Here is a 22,024-nt window from a genome sequence, read left to right on the forward strand (position 1 = left end):
CGTGACACTTAAATCTACTACTGACGCTGACGATAAGGACTGCTGGCAAACCCCAGTGTGGTTATTCGACGCTTTAGATATTGAGTTTGGTTTCTGGTTGGACGTTGCAGCGAATAAGCATAACGCGCTGTGCACGCAATTTTTTACTGAAGAAGCCAACGCACTGGAACGTGACTGGGAAAGCCATGGCGCGATCTGGTGTAACCCGCCGTATAGCAAAATCTTGCCATGGGTAGAGAAAGCCGCGGAGCAGTCACGCAAGCAACACAAAGCGGTAGTGCTTTTGGTACTGGAGGATATGTCGGTGGGCTGGTTCAGTAAGGCCCTCGATACGGTGGACGAGGTAAGGGTGATCACCGATGGTCGAGTCAATTTCGTTCACGCGGGCACCGGGAAAGAGAAGAAGGGCAACAGCAAGGGCTCAATGCTATTAATCTGGCGGCCATTCACTAACCCACGACGACTGATCACCACTGTATCGAAACACACGCTCGAGCAAATAGGTAAAAAAGTGAGAACTGGTGAAATTCTTGAGGTTGTTCAATGACAGCTTACTACAACGAATTCGACCCTAAAGCAGCAGCCTGGCTAAGAGAGCTAATAAAACAAGGACACATCGCTGACGGTGTAGTCGACGATAGGAGTATCACTGATGTTAAACCACAAGACCTCGCAGGATTTACCCAATGTCATTTCTTCGCTGGTATCGGCGGTTGGTCATACGCCTTGCGTCTTGCAGAAATCCCCGATGACTTTCCGTGCTGGACAGGAAGCCCACCATGTCAGCCATTCAGTGTCGCTGGTAAACAACTCGGACAGCTTGATGAGAGGCACCTCGCCCCAACCTTTATGCGCCTCGTTGACGAGTGCAGGCCTACAATCCTCTTTGGCGAGCAAGTTGCGGCAGCGATTGGAAAAAACTGGCTCGACGATTTATTCATTGAGCTGGAAAAACAAGGTTACGCCTGCGGGGCGGCAGTATTGCCAGCGTGCAGCATCGGCGCCCCGCATAAAAGAGACAGATTATTCTTCGGGTCACAGTTGGTGGTACACGCCAACAACGAATACCAACATGCAGCCAGCCACGAAAAGGGGGTTACAGTCTTTAACAGGTCAGGCATGCCACCTAACATATTGGCCCACACCGACCACAATAGACAATCGACAGGTTCGGGGGGAAGGGAAAGCGCAAGGAACGAAACGCGGAACGACACTGGGAGGGGCAGCAGTTCTATGCTCATGGCCAACTCCAACTGCGACAGAGGTAAGGCAGGGTTATCAGAATCGTTCAAATGGGAAGAAAGGGAGTCAGGAGAGCATGACGACAGTTGTCATAAATGCTATGGGGGAGAAGTCGCATCTACCCCCTCACTATCCAATCCGCATAACGGCTTCTGGTCAAATCCTGACTGGCTCGGATGCAGGGATGGAAAGTTCAGGCCAGTTGAATCCGGCACATTCCCGCTGGCTAATGGGATTTCCGCCAGAGTGGGACGATTGCGCGGTTACGGCAATGCCATAGTTCCACAGGTTGCCGCCGAGTTTATAGGTGCTTTCATGGAGTCTATCAAATGAGATTGGTTTTACCATTCCCACCGACGATGAACACCTACTGGCGTTTTACTAAAACGAGAGTCTTAATCAGCGCCTCCGGGCGCATATTCCGAGCGAACGCTATTGCAGCTGTCGTTGAGCAGTTAAAGCAGATCCCTAAGCCTATGACAGGACCGGTTCAAATTACATTGAAGTTGAGCCCTCCGGACAAACGCCGCCGTGATTTGGATAACTACTTAAAAGCGATCTTCGACAGTCTGACTCACGCGGGGGTATGGGAGGACGACAGCCAAATTAAGCATATGGACATAGGTTGGTCCGATATCGTTAAAGGCGGAGCAGCGGAGATCTCAATTCAACCATTCATGGCTATTCATGAGTAGGAGAGCGGAATGCACATCAAAAAATGCACCTGTGGCGCTGATGCTTTTGTCTTCCGTGAGACACACGAAACAAGACTAAGGGGCAGATGGTATTACGTTGCTTGCTATGGGTGCTCAAAGAGAGGACACGCTATGGAGTCAGCTAATAGCGCAATAAATAATTGGAACGAAGCTTAGAGAAAGGTGATGAATAATGGAACGGTCTGAACTAGAAGATATAGCAAAGCGACAAGAAGAAAGGGTAAGAGTCGAAGCTGTAATTAAGAGAGCTAATGAATTTGCCAAAGTCTTTAAGGCACTCAAGAAATCGATAGATTACGCCAGTAGGGAGTGGCTGTTTTCTGCAACTGAGTCCTACATAGAATTTGCTGTTCCATGTGATTTGCTTATTGATGTGGTGTGGTTGAGGGAATTTAATTTCAAGCGAGATGATGAAAATGTATTCCATTCAAGAGTAAATTTCTCCATACGAGGCCAGCGCGCAATGGCGCAAATTGGTTATGCAATGTTAAGAATAGGCAGGTAAACAATGGATGTAATTATTTTCGATCTTGATGGTGTTATCTGTGATAACTCACATCGAGCTCACTTGGTACCGCCCCGCGAAGTTCAGCATATTAACGAGTATTGGCATGAATTTTTTGCTGAATGCGTTAACGATAAAGCTATTGCTGCGGGTGTCGAATTTTATAAAGCGATGAACAAGGCGCACTACACAGTGATCCTAACGAGTCGTCAGGAAAATTTTAGGGAAAGCACGGTAAACTGGTTGTCAGATAATGTTGGCCGTGAAGTTCCTTCCACCGAGCTATTCATGCGTCCCCATGACGTTTCCTGCCCGCCATCACAGTACAAAGCTGATGTGGTCAAAAAGATACTTGCTGGTGGCCATAATATTATATTTGCTGTTGATGATGATCCCTCTGTTTGCGCTGCATTAAACGCGTTAGGGGTTCATACCTTCACGCCATCTACAATATGCTCCAGCCTTTCAAGGTATTAATTTAATGCTGGTTACTATTTACAATTGGTTTATTGCGTTCAAAACGAAAAAAAACTATGATAAAATCCGCTTAGCGCAAAAGGGTATCTAATTGTAATGAATGAACTACGAAAGCACATTGATGATGTACTTACTACAGCATTTAAAAGAGAGTTTTGGCTAGGCCTAAACGAAGAGCTATCAGCTAGTTATTTGGCTGCGAATGAGACAGCGATTGGGCCAGGTCTGAGGCTTGGTAATTCTGAAATTATAAGATTGCGTCCGCAAATCAGACATTACACGCTTAATGCGGCTTTGAAACGTGCGGCTGAATATTCGGGATACGTAGTTTCTGATAAAAATACTAATCCTAAGGGGGAGTCTTATGTTGTGGTTGAATCTAACCTTGTACGTATCAGCCGCATTGGAACCTCTCACGATAGTTTTAATATAAAAAAGGCTAAGCACCGAACGTTGTTAGCGGAACTTAATCATGAATATGAGGGTTACACTCCTGATTTCTTTGATTTGAATGAAAAAAATGAGAGTACTGGTTCGTTAGGAGTTTTTATCGTTAATGTAAATCCTCCTTTATTCTCCGATCAAAGTCGTATGCTGGATTTGAGGATAGTAGTACCTTTCACTAATCTTAAAGGTTTACACTACAGTCGTTCTGTTAGTGAAATTTTAGAACTCTATAATATAGAAAGAGATAATGTAGTTCTTGACAAAGCAATCCCTGTATTGAGGAAGCGCTTGAAAGAACAAGAAGGCTAATGTGGTGATCTTATGAGAGTGGGCATAACTGGCTTCGAGCCTGGACGTTTGACACAAATTAGAGAAGCGAGGGGATTGTCTAAAATCAACCTTGGTCGTTTGGTTGAACGTTCTCCATCAACTATAACTAAGTGGGAAAATGGTAATCATTCTCCCGATGCCGAGTCATTGATGGTGCTCAGCGAAACTCTTAATTGTCCAATCAGTTGGTTTACTAAGCCTTTGATGCCAAGAGATCCAAAACCTGTATTTTTTAGAACTTTGGCTAGCACAGCAAAGGATTTAATCAATACAGCTGATCAATATATGGGGTGGTTGCAGGAAACATCTTTTCTTCTTCAGGAGTATTTAGAATTTCCTGAATTAAATATTCCCTCAATAGATGTTGACGACCACAGGGCTATAGATGATCAATTAATTGAAAAAGTAGCTCAAAAGTGCCGTGAAAAATGGGATCTTGGCATAGGTCCCATAAAAAACCTATTGTTAACAATTGAGAATGCTGGAATTATCTGCTCTCAATTTGAGCAGGGTAGTGCAGTTATGGATGGGTATTCTCAATGGAATGAGATAGAAAATAAGCCTTATATCATTTTAGCTACCGATAAAAATAACTATTATCGTAGCCGTTTTGATGCTGCACACGAACTCGGACATATTGTATTACATAGGCATATTAATAAACTTGATTTAAATAACTTAAAAAGTATTGAAGATCAGGCAAATAAATTTGCAGCTTGTTTTATGCTACCTGAGGAGTCTTTTACTGTAGAATTACCTCCTTATCCGACAATCGAAGATTTTGTATCTTTAAAAAGCCGTTGGGGAATGTCAGCGCAGGCTATGATTTATAGAGCTAAATCGTTGGAGCTCATATCGCCTTTAGAATATCAGCGTATTTATAAAAGTGTGTCAGCAAGAGGTTGGAGAAAGGGAGAGCCCCTTGACGATTTGACTGCTCCTGAAACGGTGAAGTTGTTACCTAGAAGTGTAAAGCTTTTGTTGGATGAAGGTATATTTACTAAAGCAGGACTACTAGAAACGCTAGGTATGGCTAGAAGTGACGTTGAAGATTTACTCTCTTTACCTAGATCCTTCTTGAAGGATAGCTCTGTAAAAAATTTGAACAGTTTGGTCACTATTAAAAGCACAAACAAAACGCAATATCAGAATGATTCAGATAAAGTTGTAAATCTGTTTGGTAGCAAAGATTGATAAAAGGAGCGGTTAATCCGCTCCTTAGCTTTTGTAGATCACATATTCTCCAAGTATTTTAACCCCATCCCAACTCTATTCGAATTTAAACCCTCGTCTTCTCTACACGAAAATTAGTTACGAAATAATCCGATACACTGGTTACATGATCAGTAAAAACCATTATATTATTGAAGCTGGCGGGTAATGACTTACCAGCTAAGGTTGGTCCCGTTCATTTGCAGATGATGGGGCGGGGCCGATATAAAAACCGTGTGGAGAAAACTATGTCCTTACCAATAAACAGGGCTATTACGTCCGAAAACCGTTTACAATCTGTTCCGCTTGCTGGCGTATCAGAAAAATTTCCTATTTTGACCTATCGAGATATCCGTGTTGTCACTACCGAAACGCTCGCCCAGGGCTATGGGACTGATGAAGGCAATATCAGGCAAAATCTATCCAGAAACCTCCATCGATTCGAGGAGGGAACACACTATTTCCTCCTAACCGGCCAAGAACTTAAGCAGTTTAAGAACAGAGTGACTGAAAGTAACTCTGTTGGAAGTAAAGCAAGATCTCTAACACTTTGGACAGAAAAGGGCGCAGCCCGTATGTCGAAGATTGTTGATACCAATCAGGCATGGGATTTCTTCGAGAAGCTGGAAGATAGCTATTTCAATTTGCGGGAAGTGCACGGCGTTATGCTGCCCGATATTGACGATCCGATTCAATTGGCTAGAGCTTGGGCGGATGCGATGGAGGCTAAGCAACAAGCTGAACAACTTACACATAAACAGGCCGAATACATCGAGCATCTGGAAGATCTATTTGCTGAGGGACTGTCACCGGTTCAATTCTGTAAGCGCCTGAATGGCGTGAACTCTACCAAAATAAGCAGCTACCTGCAGTTCTCCAACTGGCTCTATGATGATAACTCCAACGGCTCCCATGCTCAGTGGCGCGTTAGGTCTGCTGTGCGGGACAAATACCTGACAGAAAAATCTTCGACGATAACACCAAAGTCGACAGCTAGTTTCACTACGTATCAGCCTATTTTATTAAGATCTGGCGCTGTGTGGCTTTATCGCAAGTACCTCAAAGGCCAATTACCGATGAAGGTTACGTGGGATGGTGAGTTTACGCATGATAGATATTTGGCTGGGGAGGCATAATGTCAGGACAATCTAAAGCTAATATCTTCGGTTGCTCAAGCCAACATAAAATAAGAGTGGATCAGCCAAAGACAGACCTCACCCCTGAACAGTTTTTGGAATTGAAAGAGACCCAAGACTACATAAAGATGCATCCAGATTCGGTATCCATGGGTGATAACGGTGAGATCTTCTGCAACGATGATTTATCAATACGCTACTTACACCTGCTAGGTAACAAAAAGGTGAAAAAGGCTCTGCGTAAAGCACTGGAGAGCCGATGAGAGCAATATTAACCCCAGACGTAGCGCCGCTGACGGGTACCGTAATTTTCAAGCCGGGCAATGAGCTGCTTTCTCTGTTCCGTTCCGGCAAGGTGTTGGTCTCTAACGTTCCTGAAAATTTGCGAGATACTCCAGCGGGAAGGCTAAGTGACTCAGACCAACCGCTCATGGATAACCCATCAATTATTGATTTCATGTGCCAGGATGAAGTAATCGCTGCGGCTGGCGGTAGTGAAGTGCTTCGAGATCACGTAAGGAGATTTCATTGCTGCCAGTTTGAGTCAGAGGAATACCACCATAAGCATTACACGACTTTAAAGTCCGGTACCGGTTATGTTTCTCTGTGCTACACGCACGATAATAATTTTCGCGATGTTCATGTCCCGCAACCGCTCCAAGAGGTTGCAAAGCTGAATACAGCTAATTGGGTGATCGGGAGAGTAATTTATAACCTCTCTCTTCCTGAGGGCCACCAGTTGAACTTACCAGAGCTATGCTGCTGGGCGTTCTTAAGGGGCTTGGTCCACTTACTACCGGAAGATGTAGTGCGGGCCATCCTAAATCGACCACCAGCAAAGATACTGTCTGGACCTCAAAAGGAATCAACAATATTGCCGTTCGATAACTCTGGTCGGCATATCATTGAGGAGGGCGCAGTAGCTGTTAAGCAAGTCTTAGCTATAAGCGTGGATCCGGAATCACCAGAATCATTCATGCGCAGACCTAAGCGTAAGCGTTGGGTTAATGAGAAGTACACCAGATGGGTTAAATCTCAATCCTGTGCTTGCTGTGGCCAACCAGCTGACGATCCTCACCATATCATCGGGTACGGGCAGGGCGGAATGGGTACCAAAGCACATGACCTTTTTGTGATCCCTCTATGCAGAAAGCATCATGATGAATTACACGCAGACCAGGGTAAGTTTGAAAACAAATACGGGACACAGCTTGAGCTGTTTTTCCGATTCTTCGATCACGCGATTGCAGTCGGTGTGATTGGTTAATTATTGGGTGTGGAGACCTATAATGATATATCCATCAGAAGTTGGAACGAGTAACGAGCATTGCCACTTAAACACGCTGGACCGCATCTGGGTACAGGGTAAGATCAAGATGTGGGTCCGCTGGTCTACTATAGGCGGCGGTAGCTGTGGGAATATGTTTAACCAGATATTAGCCACGCAGAAGGTATCTAAGGATGCACTGAACAAAATTATTCGTGAGTTGCAGAAATCAGGCACTACACATGAGGACTTGTTGAAGTTCTTCCAAGAAATGCTGGACGGGAACAATAAAAGTTACCTTGCATTCTGTACTGACGAAGAAGCGTGCAAGATTGATAAGGTAGTAGGGCAGACATTGTCTAGTAATTTAATCCATTTACTGCATGAGAAGTACAGGGGTAAAGGCCGAAGCATTCGTAGTTTGGCTGAGGAAATGCAGACACAGCACCCAGAACTAAGTTTCATGACTTGCCGACGTAGAATAGATACCTGGCTGAAGTTTGCTGACTACGCTTTATTCCAGCCTTTATCTGATGCATTTGATAAAAATAAAGCTTGATATTTGAACCAAGAAATGGTCATATATACGTATGCTTGCAGTGCTGTATCTAGCTGAAGCAACAAAATTCTAAAGCCCGCTCATTGCGGGTTTTTTTTATACCTAAACTTTGATTAATACCATCCAGGGCACTTATTAGCCTTCTGAATTTCAACATCTACTTCTTATCTTGCTGTGCTTCCAGAACAGAGTTATCTGTACGTCACTTATTTAAAAGGTGATGAAATGATGACTACGCAAAGCATGACAAAAGAGGCAATTTCTGTACTTTGCCAGATTAACCAAAACCCTATAACTGTTATTGAGCTGACTAAGCTAACAGGCTTTAGTGAGCCTTACTGTGATTTGGTTTTAACTCAGATGGAAATGGCCGGGCTGGTGGTTAAAGAAGAAGGATGTTTCATACGTTGCCAATAAGGCTTTATCTTTGTGGAATGGGCGGCTGGAAGGGTGTTGACGCACTCAACCAGCCATCTGCTCATAATGTCGGATCACAAGCAAACCAAGGCCCACTGCTTTCGCGCAAAAGCGTAGTGAGCCTATCACGTTGATGCTGACTGATCTATGAAAAATACTGTAAAAATAAACAGTGGAAAGCTGTTTAATGCTGACTGCTTAGAAGTTCTCCAATCTCTGCCTGATAACTGTGTCGATCTGATAGTTACAGATCCCCCTTACTTCAAAGTTAAGCCTAACGGCTGGGATAACCAGTGGCGTGGTGATGAAGATTACCTAAAGTGGTTAGATAGCTGCCTTGCTGAGTTCTGGCGCGTTCTTAAACCAGCAGGAAGTCTTTATCTATTCTGTGGTCACCGGCTATCGGCAGATACAGAGATAATGATGAGATCTCGCTTTAATATCCTAAACCATATCATCTGGGCTAAACCCAGTGGCCATTGGAATGGGTGCAATAAAGAAAGCCTGAGGAGTTACTTCCCTGCAACAGAACGTATTATCTTCGCTGAACATTATCTCGGCCCTTATCGCGGTAAAGATAATGAATACCAAGCTAAGTGTGATGACCTTAAGAGGCATATCTTAACGCCTCTTATTGATTACTTCCGTAATGCTAAACAGTCATTAGGGATCAGCACTAAAGAGATTGCAGCCGTCACAGGTAAAAAGAATATGGCTTCACATTGGTTTAGTGGAAGCCAGTGGCAGCTACCCAACGAGGAAGATTACTTAAAGCTGCAGTCCTACTTTAACGAATTAGCGGCAAAACGGAATACTGAAAACCCCTTAGACTCTTCGCATGACCCACTCTTTGAGAGTTATCAATCATTGTCTAAACAGTATCGTGAGCTAGTTGAGGAATATCGACAGCTAAGACGCTATTTTGGTGTAACCGTAAACGTTCCCTATACAGATGTGTGGCATCACAAGCCCGTCCAGTTTTACCCGGGCAAGCACCCTTGTGAAAAGCCAGCAGACATGCTGAAACAAATTATTGAAGCCAGTAGCCGCCCCGGCGACCTGGTAGCAGATTTCTTCATGGGTTCCGGATCAACGTTAAAGGCAGCTCTTTCTACCGGAAGAAATGTAATAGGCGTTGAACTTGAAGAAGAACGCTTTAACTCCACGGTTGAAGAAGTTCAGGACCTACTCTCCACACTCCACCCTGACAAAGGGTAATTATTCCCCTCACCCGAGCGGGATGAACACACCGCACATTGAGGGGGCGTAATGTCCGAACCTATATCCGGTACCGGAGCTGCTGCAACAGCCCTTACCGGGGTAAGTCTCTATGGCTTACTTACTGGCGCTGATTACGGCGTGTTGTTTGGGGCCTTTGTTGGCGCGACGTACTATATCGCATCAACAACTGATCTCAGCCATATACGCCGCATCGCCTATTTCTTTGTCTCGTATTTATCTGGCGTGCTTTGTTCAGGGCTGGTGGGCTCATACCTCACTCACTGGACAGGTTACACCGATCAAAAGCTAGATGCCTTGGGAGCGGTAATTGTCTCAGCGTTAGCAATCAAAGCACTGACGGCAATCAGTAATTACGACCTTACCAATTTCCTTGGGCGATTCCGCGGAGGAAGTGGCAATGCCAATAAATGATTATCCAGCGATGGTTAATGCGATCTTAAGCCTATTAATTGTGTTGGCCATCTCGTTCTATCGTCGCGGCGATGCTAACCATCGCCCGTATATCTCATGGCTGGCTTGGCTGGTGGTCGTTATCTACGGCAACGTGCCGATCCGTTATTTGGTTGGCTTGTACCACCACACACATTGGGCCATTGTCCTCGTAAACTTAATAGTCTGTGTCACCGTATTCAGGGTACGGGGTAACTTGGCGCGGATTGTTGATCTGAGAATCTAAGATGAATATTCAACAATTTCAGAAGGCGGCTAATATCAGCGCCGGATTAGCCACGCGTTGGTTTCAACCTATCACTGATGCAATGGCCGAGTTTGGGATTACTGCAGGAACTGACAAGGCCATGTTTATTGCTCAAGTTGGGCATGAATCAGGTGGATTTACCGCAGTAAAAGAGAGCTTTAATTACACGCCTGCAACCTTATTAACCACATTCGGCTCACGAATTACCAATCAGCAAGCTTATGCACTGGGCCGCTCTTCTGGCAAACCAGCTAAGCAAGAAGCGATCGCTAACCTTGTTTACTACAACCGCATGGGTAATAAGGCTCGCGATGATGGTTGGAAGTATCGAGGTCGGGGTCTAATCCAGATTACTGGGCTAGAGAATTACGCCAAGTGCGGTGCTGGAATTAAAGCTGATTTACTGTCTGAACCTCAATTACTTGAGAGCGATATTAATGCGGCACGATCTGCTGCCTGGTTCTTTACCAGTGAGAGTTGCATGCTTTATAGCGGCGATGTTGAGCGAGTGACTCTTATCATTAATGGCGGTCATAACGGGATTGATGATCGCAAGCGGCGTTTCAATATCGCCCAATCAGTATTGGCTTAATTATGAAGACTGAGTCACTGATCGCTGCAGCCATTATGGCTTTGATTGTTATCGCTATCCTCGTTTGCTCTGGTGCTGCGTATCGTTATAAAGCAGCAGTCGACCAGAAAAACGAGGCGGTTGGTCAAGTAGCGCTACAGGGTACGGTGATTCAAGCCCAGCAAACGCAGCAGGTGTTGTTCAATGAGCAAGCCAAGACGACCAGTAACGAGAATCAAGCCGTTAAGGTTAATTCAGATAATGTGGTGGTTAAATATCGTGACACGTTACGACTTGAAAAGACCTGTGATTACGCTGTGCCTGCTGGCATTGCTAACGGGTTGCTCCAGTACACGAACCGTTTACGTGCCAGCGCAGTGTCAGGCCCTACCAGCAAGCCTAACGGACCAGGTACTGGCCCCGCTGCCTCCGGCAAAATGACTTACTGCCAAGCTGTGCTCTGGATTAATCCATTACTGGCAGCTATTGAGCAGGCCAACAACCAACTCTCTGCCATTCGGCAACTTCAAGAACAAGGGAAACAATAATGACCGGCATCCAGCTATTAATGCTGTGTTTTAGTACGGCTGTATCTGCGCTGTTATTGATTAGCGGCGGGTACAAAGTGATCCGTAACTTTATCGCAGCGAAGTTTGAAAGCGCGGTTGCAGCCAAGGCCGCAGCCAAAGACACCAGCAAAACAGAAGGCCAATAACAGATGACAGACACGACAGTCACTACTGTTCAACAGAATCAGCTAGAGTTGCTGCAGACGTTGAACTACGACACAGCAGCAGTAACCGAGGCGTTGTCTTTTACTCAGAACGACACATTCAAACATAAGCTGTTCATTCAGCAATATGGTCGTGTTTATGCTGAGTCTGACGTTGTTGCACGTACTATTAAAGCAGTGCAAGAGTCCAAAGAATCCCTTGCCGCATTAGGAGTGACTACAACATCAACGACGACCGCTAGTGATAGCAGCCAAGCGAGTTGATATTACAGAGCATTCATAATTGAGTGCTCGATAATACTGATTCACGGAGTCTTATTATGAAAGTACAGGTAGCACATCTTTATGATGGTAATCAATTTATGGGATATGGATTAGCAGTTAATGGTGAGGTAATCGATGGGCAGGCATCTATAGATATCTCGTCAAATCCAGAGCAGATACCTACGGCTACTGTAGTGTTCCACCTTGATGCCGAGATGACAGAGAATCCTGTTCGAGTCGACCTATATAAGTCTAAATGCCAGCTTTAATCCCACGCGCCTGCCGTAAGCGTGGCTGTCGAGGTACAACTACCGACCGCTCAGGCTATTGCTCAGAACATATAGGCGAGAGCTGGTCACAGCATCAACGTGGACAATCAAGGCATCAGCGTGGCTATGGCTCATCCTGGACAAGACTCCGAGCCGAAACGTTGAAGCGTGATCGTTATATCTGCCAGCAATGCTTGCGTGATGGACATCCATCACCAGCCTCAACCGTTGACCATATCAAGGCGAAAGCACATGGGGGTACCGATCATCCGGACAACCTCGAAAGCCTCTGCGTGCCTTGCCACAAGGCGAAAACCAGCCGCGAAAGGATGAAAACCACCATCAAATGATAATCATTATCATCGTTGGGGGCAAAAACATCGAAAAAACATTAGAAATGATAATTAATATCATTTAGGTGCCTGCGGGGGAGGGCGGGTCGAAAGTTCAGGGCTTTAGGCCTTTGGGACCGCCGCCTAACCTTTTTTCGCATCGCCGCAGGTTAGAAAACTTTTTTATGGGGATCCCCAATCAATCATTAATAGGAGTTTTCGATTATGCCAGGACCGCCGAAAACCCCGACACCATTGAGGGTGATTAATGGTAACCCATCAAAGCGCCCAATAAATAAAAGCGAACCAAAACCGCCGACTGGGGTACCCCCAACACCGAAGCATTTCAGCAAACAAGAAAAATACTGGTTCAAGCGACTCGGTGAGGAGCTTGATTGCATGGGGGTTATCACCACGCTTGATGGTATGGCGCTGGAGTTACTTATCGGTGCCTACGTTGAGTGGCGAACACACCGCGATGTGCTCGATGAGGAAGGCGAAACTTACACAACTACCACCATGACAGGCGATAAGTTGATTAAGGCTCATCCTCGGGTCGGCATGATGGCGGATGCTTGGAAGCGGTTGCGGGGGATGATGTCAGAGTTTGGCATGACTCCAGCGGCGCGTAGTAAAGTGAATGCTAATACTCCGAGTGAGGTAGATCCTCTGGAAGAATTTCTTAAAGCGAGAGACTAATGGCTAAAGTTGCTGATGGAATACGCTACGCAGAACGAGTCGTGGCGGGCGATATCGTTGCTGGAAAATATGTTAAACAAGCCTGCTCACGCTTTCTGAACGATATCCAGCATGGTGAAGAACGAGATATTTTCTTTAGTGAAAGCCGTGCGCAACACATCCTTAATTTTTATAAATTTGTACCTCATGTTAAGGGCGATCTGGCTGGAAGACCCATAGACCTGATGGACTGGCATATTTTTATTCTGATCAATATTTTCGGCTTTATTACGCCGCTGATTAACGAGCAGACAGGAAAGCAGGTGGTAAACGAGCGCGGTAAACCGGTAATGGTTCGTCGCTTTCGCACAGCTTACAGCGAAGTTGCCCGTAAAAATGCAAAATCTACGCTCTCATCAGGTATTGGGCTTTATATGGCTGGCGCAGACGGTGAAGGTGGCGCAGAGGTTTATTCAGCGGCGACGACGCGCGATCAGGCTCGTATCGTATTTAATGATGCGGTAAACATGATCAAGCAGTCGAAAGCAGCGCTCGGTCGGCTCTTTGAATTCAATAAACTGGCGATATTCCAAGAGCGTACCGCATCCAAGTTCGAACCATTGTCCAGTGATGCAAATAACCTCGACGGCTTGAATATTCACTGCGCGATTGTTGATGAGCTTCATGCACATAAAACACGGGCAGTGTGGGATGTTCTTGAAACGGCTACTGGTGCGCGTTCACAGCCATTATTATTTGGGATCACTACTTCAGGCTTTAACAAAGAGGGCATTTGTTACGAAATTAGGGACTATGCAACCAAGGTCCTTGGCGGGCTGGTGGATGATGACTCCTTTTTCGGGATTATCTACACGCTAGACGAAGAGGATGATCCTTTCGATGAAACCTTATGGCCTAAGGCTAACCCAGGGCTAGGTATCTGTAAGCGTTGGGATGATATGCGTCGGCTGGCAAAAAAAGCCCGCGAACAGGTCTCAGCGCGTAATAACTTTTTAACTAAGCACTTAAATATCTGGGTAACGGCAGAAACAACCTGGATGGATATTATGAAGTGGGAGGCATGCCCGCCTCTTGCACCAGAACATGAATTGAAATCCTATCCACTGTGGGTCGGCGTGGACTTGGCAAACAAAATCGATATTTGCGCGGCTGTCAAAACGTGGCGATCACCCGATGGACACGTTCACGCTGATTTTAAATTTTGGCTACCGGAAGGGCGGTTAGATCGGTGCTCTCGACAGATGGCTGAGCTTTATCGTAACTGGAGTGAAACCGGCGCACTGACTCTTACCGACGGTGATGTTGTGGATCACGCAGTGATTAAAGAGGACCTTATTGCTTGGCTTGCTGGCGAAAATCTTCGCGAGGTCGGTTTTGACCCATGGGGTGCCGTGCAGTTTAGCCTTTCGATGGCCGATGAAGGTGTACCAATGGTAGAAGTTGCCCAGACGGTTCGTAATCTCTCAGAAGCGATGAAAGAAGTTGAAGCACTAACATTTTCTGGAAAAATTCACCACGATAACCACCCAGTGATGAATTGGATGATGAGCAACGTGACAGCGAAGACAGATAAAAACGACAACGTATTCCCGAATAAGTCGACTCCGGAGGCTAAAATCGACGGCCCTGTGGCCATGTTTACAGGATTAAGCCGTTTAATACTGAACGGCGGGGACGATAAGCCTGATCTCAGCGGATTTTTTGATAACCCGATAATGATAGGTTTCTGATGAAAACACATAAACAGCCCGGAAAATTAAAGAGTGCACTGCTGGACTGGCTGGGGGTTCCTATCGAGTTAACCACCGGTACATTTTGGCAGGAATGGATGGGGAGGAGTAGTAGCGGTAAGGTTGTATCGGCTGAGAAGGCTATCCATCTTTCTGCAGTATGGGCCTGCGTGCGACTGCTCAGTGAATCAATATCAACATTGCCGCTAAAGATTTACCACCGAGAGGCTGATGGCTCGCGTAAAGTTGCTCTTGATCATCCAGCATACAAAATCCTCTGCAGGCGACCAAATTTAGAAATGACACCGTCACGTTTCATGTTGATGTTAGTCGCTAGCCTGTGTTTAAGAGGTAATGCTTTCATCGAAAAGAAAATGATCGGTGCTAAGTTGGTGTCGCTTGTCCCGCTGTTGCCACAAAATATGGTGGTAAAGCGTCTGGACAATGGGTTATTGCAGTATACCTATACCGATGGTAATGGGGAACGCGTGATACCTATTAAGAACTTGATGCACATTCGTGGTTTTGGGCTCGATGGCGTCTGCGGAATGATGCCAATGAAGACTGGTCGTGATGTTATTGGTTCTGCAATGGCTGTAGAAGAATCAGCAGCTAAAATATTTGATAATGGGTTGCAAAGTTCTGGCTTTCTATCTTCCGAACAGCCGTTGAATGAAGATCAGAGAGAAAGACTTCGCGGTTACATGGCATCATTTACCGGGTCGAAAAATGCCGGAAAGATAATGGTACTGGAAGGTGGGTTGAAGTATCAAAACGTCACGATGAATCCTGAAGATGCACAGATGCTAGAGTCACGAGCCTTTAGTATTGAAGAGATTTGCCGCTGGTTCAGAGTTCCCCCCTTTATGGTTGGCCACGCTGATAAACAGAGTAGTTGGGCATCCAGTGTTGAAGGTATGAACCTACAATTTCTCACCAATACACTGCGCCCGATGCTAGTAAATATTGAGCAAGAAATCTCTCGCTGCCTCCTAGATAGTGACGATGATTTGTTTGCCGAGTTTTCAGTAGAAGGTTTATTGCGTGCTGATAGTGCAGGGCGCTCTGCCTACTACACTACTGCCCTTCAAAATGGGTGGATGTCACGTAACGACGTGCGCCGACTTGAAAACCTACCGCCAATTGAAGGCGGCGATATTTATACTGTGCAGCTTAACTTAACGCCATTGGAAGATCTTAAGCAGAACAGCCAGGCAGCTCAGGCAAAGCAAATTAAGGCACTACACAGTTATCTTTTTCCAGATATACCCTTCGAGCAATCACCGCTGAATAAAGCGGCATAGGAGCGAATCCCATGACAATAAAAAGCCTACCGGCTGCACCGGTGGGGCGACCTGCTGCGCTTAAAAATCGTGATCTACCTGCTGCAACTTTGGCGCGTTGGGATGGTTCGATTAAAGCTGCCAATACTGATGACAACAGTATTTCAATTTTCGATGTGATTGGTGCTGACTACTGGGGGGACGGTGTAACAGCTAGCCGTATCGCTGGCGCACTACGATCGCTTGGTGGAGCCGATGTCACGGTAAATATCAATTCACCCGGTGGCGATATGTTCGAGGGATTAGCCATATATAACCTGCTTCGTGAATACCAAGGAAAAGTCACCATAAAGGTATTGGGGCTAGCCGCATCCGCGGCATCGGTGATCGCTATGGCTGGTGACGATATCCAAATTGGACGAGGGGCTTTTTTGATGATCCACAATTGCTGGGTCATTGCTATGGGTAACAGGCATGACTTATCTCAGGCTGCGAGCGATATGGAGCCTTTCGACCAAGCAATGGCCGATATCTATTCTGCCCGCACTGGCCTAAGTAATCAGGATATTGCCAACATGATGGACGGAGAGACCTATATCGGCGGCAGCGATGCAGTTGAGAAAGGTTTCGCTGACCGCTTGTTATCAGCCGATGAGATCTCCGATGGAGACGATAGCCCGAGTGCAGCACTGCGCAAGATTGATGCGTTGCTAGCTAAATCTGATACACCACGATCTGAGCGTCGAAAACTTCTTAAAGCTTTAGCAGGCAGCAAGCCGGGCGCTGCTGCCACTCCCGAGGGTATGCCGAGCGCTACCGAAAATATCAATCCCGAATCAATCGAACAACTTGAAAACGCACTAGCCGCGTTTGGTCAATAAGGATTAGCTATGTCTGATATTAATGAACTACTGAAGAAAGTTTCCGCAAAACTGGAAGAAGTTGACGGAAAATATAGCAAAAAAGCAGAGGCAGCACTGAAGGAAGCGCAAGCTTCTGGCACATTATCTTCTGAGACAAAAGACGCCGTGGATAAGATGGCGACTGAATTTAACGCACTAAAAGAAGCGAATAAAACGCTTAAGGCATCAGTCGGTGATTTAGAACAGCATGTGGCTCAGATGCCACTTGCAAACGCGCAGCAAGTTGTCCAGACAGTTGGCCAGACGGTCATTAGCTCTGAGGCACTCAAGGCGTTTGCAGCAAGTATCGAAGGTGGAAAGCGGGTTAATGTCCCGATTAACGCAGCACTTTTGTCTACTGACGTCGCGAAGGATGTTGTCCAGCCGCAACGTTTGCCTGGTATCGACACTGCACCTAAACAGCGGCTCTTCATTCGCGACCTTATCGCTCCAGGACGTACCAGCGCACCGGCTATCTTCTGGGTCCAACAAACTGGTTTTACTAATAAAGCGGCAGTTGTACCAGAGGGTACGACTAAGCCGTACAGCGACATCCAGTTTGAAACACAGATTACGCCAGTCACCACCATCGCTCATATGTTTAAAGCATCTAAGCAGATCCTTGATGATTTTGCGCAGTTACAGTCAACTGTCGATGCTGAGATGCAGTACGGGCTGAAGTATGTTGAAGAGCAAGAGATTCTGTTCGGTGACGGTACTGGCGCTCATTTAAAAGGTATCGTCCCGCAAGCCTCTAAGTTTGCGGCGCAATTTACCGTTGCGAGTCAGAATGGTATCGATGATCTGCGTCTTGCGATGTTACAAGCTCAGCTTGCACGGTTCCCTGCCTCGGGTCATGTACTGCACTTTATCGATTGGGCGAAAATCGAACTGACTAAAGACAGTTTAGGTCGCTACATTCTGGCTAACCCATCCGCGTTAACCGGACCAACGTTATGGGGCTTACCTGTTGTCGCCACCGAGGCTGCGGCTTTCCAAGGGAAGTTCCTAACCGGTGCATTTAACGCGGCAGCGCAACTGTTCGACCGTGAAGATGCGAATGTCGTTATCTCAACCGAAAACTCCGACGACTTCGAGAAAAACATGATCTCGATTCGTTGCGAAGAACGTTTGGCTCTTGCAGTGAAGCGCCCTGAAGCATTCATTTACGGTGACTTCACCGTACCGGCAGCTTCTGGTAATTCATCCGGGAAGTAATGATAGATAGGCGGCAGTCTGCCGCCTTTTAAGCGAGGGTCTATGAAACTACTAGCGAAAAAACCACTGTTAGTAGCAGGTGACGTTATCGCTGAAGGTGAATTATTCACAGTTACCGAACAGCGTGGACGTGAACTTGTTTTACTCGGCTATGCAACCCTAGCGGATAGCAAAAAGGTCGAGATCGTTACCCAGAATGACTCCGTAACAAAACCATCACAACGTGTTCGTGTCAAAAAGGCGGTAGATGATGCTGAAAGTTGAGCAGGTGAAGCTGCATTGCCGAATCGATGGTAGTGATACTGACGAAGACGAATGGATCTCGGCAAGAATAAAGGCAGCCTCTCGTTATGTCGAAACCTACACTCGCAGGAAGCTATTCGACTCAGCAGACGATGTTAACTATCTGAGTGAACCGTTTCGCCTTCTCTATGATGCTGATATTGAGACTGCAATGCTTATGCTGGTGGGGCACTGGTACGCAAACAGAGAAGCAGTTATCACCAATGGTAGCTCTTCAGCCGTCGATCTCGCTGTTGATTCACTACTCCAACCCTATCGTATTTACGGAGTGTAGCTCATGGCTTGTGCTGGTTGTGAGCGCCGCCGCGCGTGGGTTAAAGAAATGATGAGGTTAGCTAATGAACGACTCCATGGTCGAAGCGCTAATTCTAGCGATAAACGAACAGACGAAAGCCCAGCAAGCTCAGACAAAGGCAATACTGGCACTGGCTGAATCTAACCAGCAACTAATAGGCCTGTTAATTGATGATTCTGAAGTAGTGGAAGACGAACCGAATCGTGTTCAGGTTTATTTGAACGGTCAGCCAACAGAAGAGCAACTTTCTCAGATCAGAAAAGCCACGTCGGATGCAGCGCAACAAGGTTACCTTCACGTCCAAAGGCCATTAGGAGGTCGGTAGATGAACGCTGGAAAACTCCGTCACCGTGTTGAGCTACAGAGATTTATTGAAACTCAAAACCCTGAAACGGGAGCTGTCATTAGAGGGTTTAGTACAGTCGCTAAACTCTGGGCTGAAGTGGTCCCATCCTCCGTGCGTGAGTTTATTGCTGCACAATCAGAGCAGAGCGAAGTAACAGGGCGTATCACGCTTCGTTATCGTCCCGATATCACCAATAAATACCGTATTGTTTATCGCGGTAAAGTTTACGACATTATTGGTGTACTTCCTGATCCCGAAAGCGGCATCGAATACCTCACCTTGGCGATAAAGGAGGGCGTGAGTGATGGCTGATGGTGTTCAACTTAAAATCGATGGGCTTGCAGCGCTAAAGGGTAAACTTAGCGAGATATCGGACGACTTACGCAGAAAAAGCGGAAGAGCTGCGCTGCGTAAGGCTGCTAACGTTATTGCTGCCAAAGCAAGAAGTAATGCGTTACGTGTCGATGATCCTCACACGGGTCGTAGCATTGCCGATAACATCGCTTTGCGCTGGAACGGTAGATTATTTAAGCGTACTGGTAACCTTGGTTTCAGAGTCGGCGTATTGCACGGCGCGGTACTGAAAAATCATCCTGATAAGGGGATGAACGCACCCACACCGCACTGGCGATTACTTGAGTTTGGTACCGAGAAAATGAAAGCTCAGCCGATTATGCGCCCGGCCATCGAATCGAGTGTTAATGAGGTTATTTCAACCTTTACCACCGAGTATGAAAAAGGCATCGATCGCGCGATTAAGCGAGCACAGAAAAAGGGAGTTGACCCATGATTGCGCCAATATTTGCTGTCTGCAGTAAAGACGCAACTGTTAAGCAGTTATTAGGGACCTCACCAGTCAGGCTCTATCCCTTTGGCCAGCACTATGACAACGTGGTTTACCCCTACGTAGTATGGCAGAACGTGGGTGGAGAGCCTGAGAACTATCTGGGTAATCGTCCTGATATTGATCGCTTCAGTATCCAGATCGATGTTTATGCTAATAGCGACTCTGAAGTTTTAGCCGTGGCCAGCGCAATCCGCGATGCACTTGAAGTTGTCGCGTATGTCGTTCGGTGGGGCCAGCAAACTATGGACAGTGAAACTAAGAAGTACCGCTATTCATTCGATATTGATTGGCTTGTTCATCGTTAATTTCACTTCACTCTTACACAACCCGCTACGGCGGGTTTTTTATTGGAGAAATCTCTATGTCTGTATTAACCCAGGGGACACAGCTTTTAGTTCTCAGCGCTGGCGTGATCACAGAAATTGAATGTATTACTGGTTTTACTCCCGGTGGGAACCCAGCAGACCAAATTGAAGACACTTGCTTATCTGTGCGTGACTCTCGAACTTACAAAAAAGGTTTGAAAACACCCGGCCAAGCTACAGTAACGCTGAATGCTGATCCTAAAAATAAAAGCCACATTATGTTGAGTCAACTGGCTGAGGCCGATGACGATACGCCATTAACATGGATTGTGGCATGGGCAGACGGCACATCGCTGCCAACGGTTGCCGCGGCAGATGCCAATAACGCCATTGGCGGGATTGTCTACCCGACTGATCGTACATTTTATGTTTTCCAAGGTTACCCGGCAGATTTCCCCTTCGATTTCCAGGCGAACGCTGTAGTAACAACCTCTGCAAGTATCCAGCGCACTGGTAAAGGTTCTTGGCTCACTAAATCAGCTTAATAAAGGCCCGAGCGATCGGGCTTAGGATAAATTCATGAAACTGACTCTTGATAGCTTAAAAGAAACAGGGGCGTTCACCGGCCGCCCGGTAGAGAAAGAAATTACTTGGAAGCAGGGTGAGAACGACATTGTAGCAACCGTCTATATCCGTCCTCTTGGTTACCACTCAGCTAAATCAGATATTCTGTCCAGTAATGGCAAAGTGGATAATGTGGCTGGCCGTATTGCGGCCTCGATTTGTGATGAAAAAGGCCATCCAGTTTTTACTGCTGAAGATATTACCGGTGAAGCTGACCCAGAGCGCGGCGCTCTCGATGGTAATTTAACAGTGGCTTTGCTGATCGCGATTAGTCAGGTCAACGATCTGGGAAAGACAAAGAGCTAACTGCAGAAGACGAAATATGGTGTGAGTTCGTCATGAACGGCATTGGGGGCCGCACCATTGCAGAAGCTCAGGAACGAATGTCGGTTACCGAATACCAGACCTGGCTATTGTACCGCCAGAAGTATGGTGGGCTTAATCCAGTGATGCGTACCGAATGGGGGGCTGCGTTGGTGTCTTCGGTTATTGCAAATATCTACCGAGATAAAAAGGCCCCCGCATTTTCCTTAACTGACTTTGCCCCTCATATTGGCGGCGATAAGGGAACGGAAGAAATATCACTAGGGGATGCTAAGCGAAACTGGGACTAGCTTTCTTTAGGATACTTTTGCAGATACGATTAACCAAGTTGAATAACGAGGTTATTGTGATGAAAAAGATATTTACCGTTTTATTTGTGACACTGATTGCGTCTGGGTGTAAGCCTCTAGATAACCAATTAAAAAGGCAGGGACAGAATGCTGTAGAGGCATCTTTAAAAGATCCAAGTAGCGCAGAATTCCGTAATGTTAAGTTCGTACTTAAAAGTGAAGCACACCTCCAGAAAGAGGGGTTTGTCTGTGGCGAGGTAAATGGAAAAAATGGATTTGGTGCCTACGATGGTTATCAGAAATTTGCCATTTTAGTTAGAGCTAAAACGCTTTATTACATACCATTCTTTGGCATACAACACGAAGAATTATCCCCACTATTTGTGAACTCACTAGACCCAGAAAGTCTAAGTGATATAGAGCAAATATGTAAATTTTAACC

Annotated in this window: 36 protein-coding genes; all 36 read left to right on the forward strand. The window is 46.2% G+C overall.

Annotated elements, in window-relative coordinates:
• Position 1: 1 nt before the first annotated feature.
• The 36 genes from HH682_RS12005 to HH682_RS12180 all read left to right on the forward strand — a co-directional run bounded on the left by HH682_RS12005 (position 2) and on the right by HH682_RS12180 (position 22,022).
• Positions 2–547 (forward strand): phage N-6-adenine-methyltransferase, encoded by a 546-nt coding sequence (locus HH682_RS12005; protein ID WP_214237780.1) that lies wholly within the window; start codon positions 2–4, stop codon positions 545–547.
• Complete coding sequence (locus HH682_RS12010; RefSeq protein ID WP_214237781.1) at positions 544–1,575, forward strand: DNA cytosine methyltransferase; 1,032 nt, start codon at positions 544–546, stop codon at positions 1,573–1,575. The genes HH682_RS12005 and HH682_RS12010 overlap by 4 nt, the downstream gene beginning before the upstream one ends.
• On the forward strand, positions 1,572–1,937 hold the full coding sequence (locus HH682_RS12015) for a RusA family crossover junction endodeoxyribonuclease (protein ID WP_214237782.1): 366 nt from the start codon (positions 1,572–1,574) through the stop codon (positions 1,935–1,937). Before HH682_RS12010 ends, HH682_RS12015 begins: the two co-directional genes overlap by 4 nt.
• A 193-nt stretch (positions 1,938–2,130) precedes the next feature.
• A complete protein-coding gene (locus HH682_RS12020) occupies positions 2,131–2,463 on the forward strand; it encodes a hypothetical protein (RefSeq protein ID WP_214237783.1) in 333 nt (110 codons plus the stop codon).
• Positions 2,464–2,466: 3 nt separating this feature from the next.
• The gene (locus tag HH682_RS12025; protein ID WP_214237784.1) at positions 2,467–2,940 is read left to right on the forward strand and encodes a phosphatase domain-containing protein; all 474 of its coding nucleotides are present in this window, start codon (positions 2,467–2,469) and stop codon (positions 2,938–2,940) included.
• 96 nt (positions 2,941–3,036) lie between these two features.
• Complete coding sequence (locus HH682_RS12030) at positions 3,037–3,696, forward strand: hypothetical protein (protein ID WP_214237785.1); 660 nt, start codon at positions 3,037–3,039, stop codon at positions 3,694–3,696.
• Between the two features lie 12 nt (positions 3,697–3,708).
• Positions 3,709–4,911, forward strand: coding sequence for a helix-turn-helix domain-containing protein (locus HH682_RS12035; protein WP_214237786.1), 1,203 nt, complete (start codon positions 3,709–3,711; stop codon positions 4,909–4,911).
• Positions 4,912–5,177: 266 nt separating this feature from the next.
• A complete protein-coding gene (locus HH682_RS12040; protein ID WP_214237787.1) occupies positions 5,178–6,065 on the forward strand; it encodes an ORF6N domain-containing protein in 888 nt (295 codons plus the stop codon).
• Positions 6,065–6,328, forward strand: coding sequence for a hypothetical protein (locus HH682_RS12045; protein ID WP_214237788.1), 264 nt, complete (start codon positions 6,065–6,067; stop codon positions 6,326–6,328). The genes HH682_RS12040 and HH682_RS12045 overlap by 1 nt, the downstream gene beginning before the upstream one ends.
• Positions 6,325–7,332: a DUF968 domain-containing protein gene (locus tag HH682_RS12050; protein WP_214237789.1), complete on the forward strand. Its 1,008-nt coding sequence runs from the start codon at positions 6,325–6,327 to the stop codon at positions 7,330–7,332. Before HH682_RS12045 ends, HH682_RS12050 begins: the two co-directional genes overlap by 4 nt.
• Before the next feature lie 22 nt (positions 7,333–7,354).
• The gene (locus HH682_RS12055) at positions 7,355–7,891 is read left to right on the forward strand and encodes a DUF1133 family protein (protein WP_214237790.1); all 537 of its coding nucleotides are present in this window, start codon (positions 7,355–7,357) and stop codon (positions 7,889–7,891) included.
• A 225-nt stretch (positions 7,892–8,116) separates the two neighbouring features.
• A complete protein-coding gene (locus HH682_RS12060) occupies positions 8,117–8,308 on the forward strand; it encodes a hypothetical protein (protein ID WP_214237791.1) in 192 nt (63 codons plus the stop codon).
• 147 nt (positions 8,309–8,455) lie between these two features.
• Entirely contained in the window at positions 8,456–9,526 is a 1,071-nt protein-coding gene (locus HH682_RS12065) for a DNA-methyltransferase (protein WP_214237792.1), read from the forward strand.
• A 51-nt stretch (positions 9,527–9,577) separates the two neighbouring features.
• Positions 9,578–9,961, forward strand: coding sequence for a phage holin family protein (locus HH682_RS12070; protein ID WP_214237793.1), 384 nt, complete (start codon positions 9,578–9,580; stop codon positions 9,959–9,961).
• Positions 9,948–10,226 carry a phage holin family protein gene (locus HH682_RS12075; protein WP_214237794.1) on the forward strand — a complete coding sequence of 93 codons (279 nt, stop codon included), beginning with the start codon at positions 9,948–9,950 and terminating at the stop codon, positions 10,224–10,226. The genes HH682_RS12070 and HH682_RS12075 overlap by 14 nt, the downstream gene beginning before the upstream one ends.
• A gap of 1 nt (position 10,227) precedes the next feature.
• Entirely contained in the window at positions 10,228–10,839 is a 612-nt protein-coding gene (locus HH682_RS12080) for a glycoside hydrolase family 19 protein (RefSeq protein ID WP_214237795.1), read from the forward strand.
• A gap of 2 nt (positions 10,840–10,841) precedes the next feature.
• Positions 10,842–11,366: a hypothetical protein gene (locus HH682_RS12085; RefSeq protein ID WP_214237796.1), complete on the forward strand. Its 525-nt coding sequence runs from the start codon at positions 10,842–10,844 to the stop codon at positions 11,364–11,366.
• The gene (locus HH682_RS12090) at positions 11,366–11,533 is read left to right on the forward strand and encodes a DUF1378 family protein (RefSeq protein ID WP_157725269.1); all 168 of its coding nucleotides are present in this window, start codon (positions 11,366–11,368) and stop codon (positions 11,531–11,533) included. The genes HH682_RS12085 and HH682_RS12090 overlap by 1 nt, the downstream gene beginning before the upstream one ends.
• 3 nt (positions 11,534–11,536) lie before the next feature.
• On the forward strand, positions 11,537–11,815 hold the full coding sequence (locus HH682_RS12095; RefSeq protein ID WP_214237797.1) for a DUF2560 family protein: 279 nt from the start codon (positions 11,537–11,539) through the stop codon (positions 11,813–11,815).
• A gap of 56 nt (positions 11,816–11,871) precedes the next feature.
• The gene (locus HH682_RS12100; RefSeq protein WP_214237798.1) at positions 11,872–12,084 is read left to right on the forward strand and encodes a hypothetical protein; all 213 of its coding nucleotides are present in this window, start codon (positions 11,872–11,874) and stop codon (positions 12,082–12,084) included.
• Positions 12,072–12,434 (forward strand): HNH endonuclease, encoded by a 363-nt coding sequence (locus HH682_RS12105; RefSeq protein WP_214237799.1) that lies wholly within the window; start codon positions 12,072–12,074, stop codon positions 12,432–12,434. The genes HH682_RS12100 and HH682_RS12105 overlap by 13 nt, the downstream gene beginning before the upstream one ends.
• A 207-nt stretch (positions 12,435–12,641) precedes the next feature.
• Complete coding sequence (locus HH682_RS12110) at positions 12,642–13,115, forward strand: phage terminase small subunit P27 family (protein ID WP_214237800.1); 474 nt, start codon at positions 12,642–12,644, stop codon at positions 13,113–13,115.
• On the forward strand, positions 13,115–14,845 hold the full coding sequence (locus tag HH682_RS12115) for a terminase large subunit (protein ID WP_214237801.1): 1,731 nt from the start codon (positions 13,115–13,117) through the stop codon (positions 14,843–14,845). Before HH682_RS12110 ends, HH682_RS12115 begins: the two co-directional genes overlap by 1 nt.
• Entirely contained in the window at positions 14,845–16,149 is a 1,305-nt protein-coding gene (locus HH682_RS12120) for a phage portal protein (RefSeq protein WP_214237802.1), read from the forward strand. The genes HH682_RS12115 and HH682_RS12120 overlap by 1 nt, the downstream gene beginning before the upstream one ends.
• An 11-nt stretch (positions 16,150–16,160) precedes the next feature.
• Complete coding sequence (locus HH682_RS12125; protein WP_214237803.1) at positions 16,161–17,009, forward strand: head maturation protease, ClpP-related; 849 nt, start codon at positions 16,161–16,163, stop codon at positions 17,007–17,009.
• Positions 17,010–17,018: 9 nt separating this feature from the next.
• The gene (locus HH682_RS12130; protein WP_214237804.1) at positions 17,019–18,248 is read left to right on the forward strand and encodes a phage major capsid protein; all 1,230 of its coding nucleotides are present in this window, start codon (positions 17,019–17,021) and stop codon (positions 18,246–18,248) included.
• Between the two features lie 42 nt (positions 18,249–18,290).
• Complete coding sequence (locus HH682_RS12135) at positions 18,291–18,512, forward strand: hypothetical protein (protein WP_214237805.1); 222 nt, start codon at positions 18,291–18,293, stop codon at positions 18,510–18,512.
• A complete protein-coding gene (locus HH682_RS12140; protein ID WP_214237833.1) occupies positions 18,499–18,825 on the forward strand; it encodes a head-tail connector protein in 327 nt (108 codons plus the stop codon). Before HH682_RS12135 ends, HH682_RS12140 begins: the two co-directional genes overlap by 14 nt.
• A 64-nt stretch (positions 18,826–18,889) precedes the next feature.
• On the forward strand, positions 18,890–19,171 hold the full coding sequence (locus HH682_RS12145) for a hypothetical protein (RefSeq protein ID WP_214237806.1): 282 nt from the start codon (positions 18,890–18,892) through the stop codon (positions 19,169–19,171).
• A complete protein-coding gene (locus HH682_RS12150) occupies positions 19,172–19,504 on the forward strand; it encodes a phage head closure protein (protein ID WP_214237807.1) in 333 nt (110 codons plus the stop codon).
• Positions 19,497–19,982 carry an HK97-gp10 family putative phage morphogenesis protein gene (locus tag HH682_RS12155; RefSeq protein ID WP_214237808.1) on the forward strand — a complete coding sequence of 162 codons (486 nt, stop codon included), beginning with the start codon at positions 19,497–19,499 and terminating at the stop codon, positions 19,980–19,982. The genes HH682_RS12150 and HH682_RS12155 overlap by 8 nt, the downstream gene beginning before the upstream one ends.
• Positions 19,979–20,344: a DUF3168 domain-containing protein gene (locus HH682_RS12160; protein WP_214237809.1), complete on the forward strand. Its 366-nt coding sequence runs from the start codon at positions 19,979–19,981 to the stop codon at positions 20,342–20,344. Before HH682_RS12155 ends, HH682_RS12160 begins: the two co-directional genes overlap by 4 nt.
• A 56-nt stretch (positions 20,345–20,400) precedes the next feature.
• Positions 20,401–20,889: a phage tail tube protein gene (locus HH682_RS12165; protein WP_214237810.1), complete on the forward strand. Its 489-nt coding sequence runs from the start codon at positions 20,401–20,403 to the stop codon at positions 20,887–20,889.
• A gap of 34 nt (positions 20,890–20,923) precedes the next feature.
• Positions 20,924–21,274 carry a phage tail assembly chaperone family protein, TAC gene (locus tag HH682_RS12170; protein WP_214237811.1) on the forward strand — a complete coding sequence of 117 codons (351 nt, stop codon included), beginning with the start codon at positions 20,924–20,926 and terminating at the stop codon, positions 21,272–21,274.
• A gap of 32 nt (positions 21,275–21,306) precedes the next feature.
• The gene (locus HH682_RS12175; RefSeq protein ID WP_214237812.1) at positions 21,307–21,582 is read left to right on the forward strand and encodes a phage tail assembly protein T; all 276 of its coding nucleotides are present in this window, start codon (positions 21,307–21,309) and stop codon (positions 21,580–21,582) included.
• Between the two features lie 59 nt (positions 21,583–21,641).
• A complete protein-coding gene (locus HH682_RS12180; RefSeq protein ID WP_214237813.1) occupies positions 21,642–22,022 on the forward strand; it encodes a hypothetical protein in 381 nt (126 codons plus the stop codon).
• The last annotated feature ends 2 nt before the right edge of the window (positions 22,023–22,024 follow it).

This window comes from Rosenbergiella gaditana (genome assembly GCF_018494065.1).
Taxonomy (GTDB): domain Bacteria; phylum Pseudomonadota; class Gammaproteobacteria; order Enterobacterales; family Enterobacteriaceae; genus Rosenbergiella; species Rosenbergiella gaditana.

What these genes read in the sequence shown, in the direction of transcription:
- HH682_RS12010 (WP_214237781.1), top strand. Translation starts at nt 544, where the DNA reads ATGACAGCTTACTACAACGAATTCGACCCTAAAGCAGCAGCCTGGCTA.
- HH682_RS12015 (WP_214237782.1), top strand. Translation starts at nt 1,572, where the DNA reads ATGAGATTGGTTTTACCATTCCCACCGACGATGAACACCTACTGGCGT.
- HH682_RS12020 (WP_214237783.1), top strand. Translation starts at nt 2,131, where the DNA reads ATGGAACGGTCTGAACTAGAAGATATAGCAAAGCGACAAGAAGAAAGG.
- HH682_RS12025 (WP_214237784.1), top strand. Translation starts at nt 2,467, where the DNA reads ATGGATGTAATTATTTTCGATCTTGATGGTGTTATCTGTGATAACTCA.
- HH682_RS12030 (WP_214237785.1), top strand. Translation starts at nt 3,037, where the DNA reads ATGAATGAACTACGAAAGCACATTGATGATGTACTTACTACAGCATTT.
- HH682_RS12035 (WP_214237786.1), top strand. Translation starts at nt 3,709, where the DNA reads ATGAGAGTGGGCATAACTGGCTTCGAGCCTGGACGTTTGACACAAATT.
- HH682_RS12040 (WP_214237787.1), top strand. Translation starts at nt 5,178, where the DNA reads ATGTCCTTACCAATAAACAGGGCTATTACGTCCGAAAACCGTTTACAA.
- HH682_RS12045 (WP_214237788.1), top strand. Translation starts at nt 6,065, where the DNA reads ATGTCAGGACAATCTAAAGCTAATATCTTCGGTTGCTCAAGCCAACAT.
- HH682_RS12050 (WP_214237789.1), top strand. Translation starts at nt 6,325, where the DNA reads ATGAGAGCAATATTAACCCCAGACGTAGCGCCGCTGACGGGTACCGTA.
- HH682_RS12055 (WP_214237790.1), top strand. Translation starts at nt 7,355, where the DNA reads ATGATATATCCATCAGAAGTTGGAACGAGTAACGAGCATTGCCACTTA.
- HH682_RS12060 (WP_214237791.1), top strand. Translation starts at nt 8,117, where the DNA reads ATGATGACTACGCAAAGCATGACAAAAGAGGCAATTTCTGTACTTTGC.
- HH682_RS12065 (WP_214237792.1), top strand. Translation starts at nt 8,456, where the DNA reads ATGAAAAATACTGTAAAAATAAACAGTGGAAAGCTGTTTAATGCTGAC.
- HH682_RS12070 (WP_214237793.1), top strand. Translation starts at nt 9,578, where the DNA reads ATGTCCGAACCTATATCCGGTACCGGAGCTGCTGCAACAGCCCTTACC.
- HH682_RS12075 (WP_214237794.1), top strand. Translation starts at nt 9,948, where the DNA reads ATGCCAATAAATGATTATCCAGCGATGGTTAATGCGATCTTAAGCCTA.
- HH682_RS12080 (WP_214237795.1), top strand. Translation starts at nt 10,228, where the DNA reads ATGAATATTCAACAATTTCAGAAGGCGGCTAATATCAGCGCCGGATTA.
- HH682_RS12085 (WP_214237796.1), top strand. Translation starts at nt 10,842, where the DNA reads ATGAAGACTGAGTCACTGATCGCTGCAGCCATTATGGCTTTGATTGTT.
- HH682_RS12090 (WP_157725269.1), top strand. Translation starts at nt 11,366, where the DNA reads ATGACCGGCATCCAGCTATTAATGCTGTGTTTTAGTACGGCTGTATCT.
- HH682_RS12095 (WP_214237797.1), top strand. Translation starts at nt 11,537, where the DNA reads ATGACAGACACGACAGTCACTACTGTTCAACAGAATCAGCTAGAGTTG.
- HH682_RS12100 (WP_214237798.1), top strand. Translation starts at nt 11,872, where the DNA reads ATGAAAGTACAGGTAGCACATCTTTATGATGGTAATCAATTTATGGGA.
- HH682_RS12105 (WP_214237799.1), top strand. Translation starts at nt 12,072, where the DNA reads ATGCCAGCTTTAATCCCACGCGCCTGCCGTAAGCGTGGCTGTCGAGGT.
- HH682_RS12110 (WP_214237800.1), top strand. Translation starts at nt 12,642, where the DNA reads ATGCCAGGACCGCCGAAAACCCCGACACCATTGAGGGTGATTAATGGT.
- HH682_RS12115 (WP_214237801.1), top strand. Translation starts at nt 13,115, where the DNA reads ATGGCTAAAGTTGCTGATGGAATACGCTACGCAGAACGAGTCGTGGCG.
- HH682_RS12120 (WP_214237802.1), top strand. Translation starts at nt 14,845, where the DNA reads ATGAAAACACATAAACAGCCCGGAAAATTAAAGAGTGCACTGCTGGAC.
- HH682_RS12125 (WP_214237803.1), top strand. Translation starts at nt 16,161, where the DNA reads ATGACAATAAAAAGCCTACCGGCTGCACCGGTGGGGCGACCTGCTGCG.
- HH682_RS12130 (WP_214237804.1), top strand. Translation starts at nt 17,019, where the DNA reads ATGTCTGATATTAATGAACTACTGAAGAAAGTTTCCGCAAAACTGGAA.
- HH682_RS12135 (WP_214237805.1), top strand. Translation starts at nt 18,291, where the DNA reads ATGAAACTACTAGCGAAAAAACCACTGTTAGTAGCAGGTGACGTTATC.
- HH682_RS12140 (WP_214237833.1), top strand. Translation starts at nt 18,499, where the DNA reads ATGCTGAAAGTTGAGCAGGTGAAGCTGCATTGCCGAATCGATGGTAGT.
- HH682_RS12145 (WP_214237806.1), top strand. Translation starts at nt 18,890, where the DNA reads ATGAACGACTCCATGGTCGAAGCGCTAATTCTAGCGATAAACGAACAG.
- HH682_RS12150 (WP_214237807.1), top strand. Translation starts at nt 19,172, where the DNA reads ATGAACGCTGGAAAACTCCGTCACCGTGTTGAGCTACAGAGATTTATT.
- HH682_RS12155 (WP_214237808.1), top strand. Translation starts at nt 19,497, where the DNA reads ATGGCTGATGGTGTTCAACTTAAAATCGATGGGCTTGCAGCGCTAAAG.
- HH682_RS12160 (WP_214237809.1), top strand. Translation starts at nt 19,979, where the DNA reads ATGATTGCGCCAATATTTGCTGTCTGCAGTAAAGACGCAACTGTTAAG.
- HH682_RS12165 (WP_214237810.1), top strand. Translation starts at nt 20,401, where the DNA reads ATGTCTGTATTAACCCAGGGGACACAGCTTTTAGTTCTCAGCGCTGGC.
- HH682_RS12170 (WP_214237811.1), top strand. Translation starts at nt 20,924, where the DNA reads ATGAAACTGACTCTTGATAGCTTAAAAGAAACAGGGGCGTTCACCGGC.
- HH682_RS12175 (WP_214237812.1), top strand. Translation starts at nt 21,307, where the DNA reads ATGAACGGCATTGGGGGCCGCACCATTGCAGAAGCTCAGGAACGAATG.
- HH682_RS12180 (WP_214237813.1), top strand. Translation starts at nt 21,642, where the DNA reads ATGAAAAAGATATTTACCGTTTTATTTGTGACACTGATTGCGTCTGGG.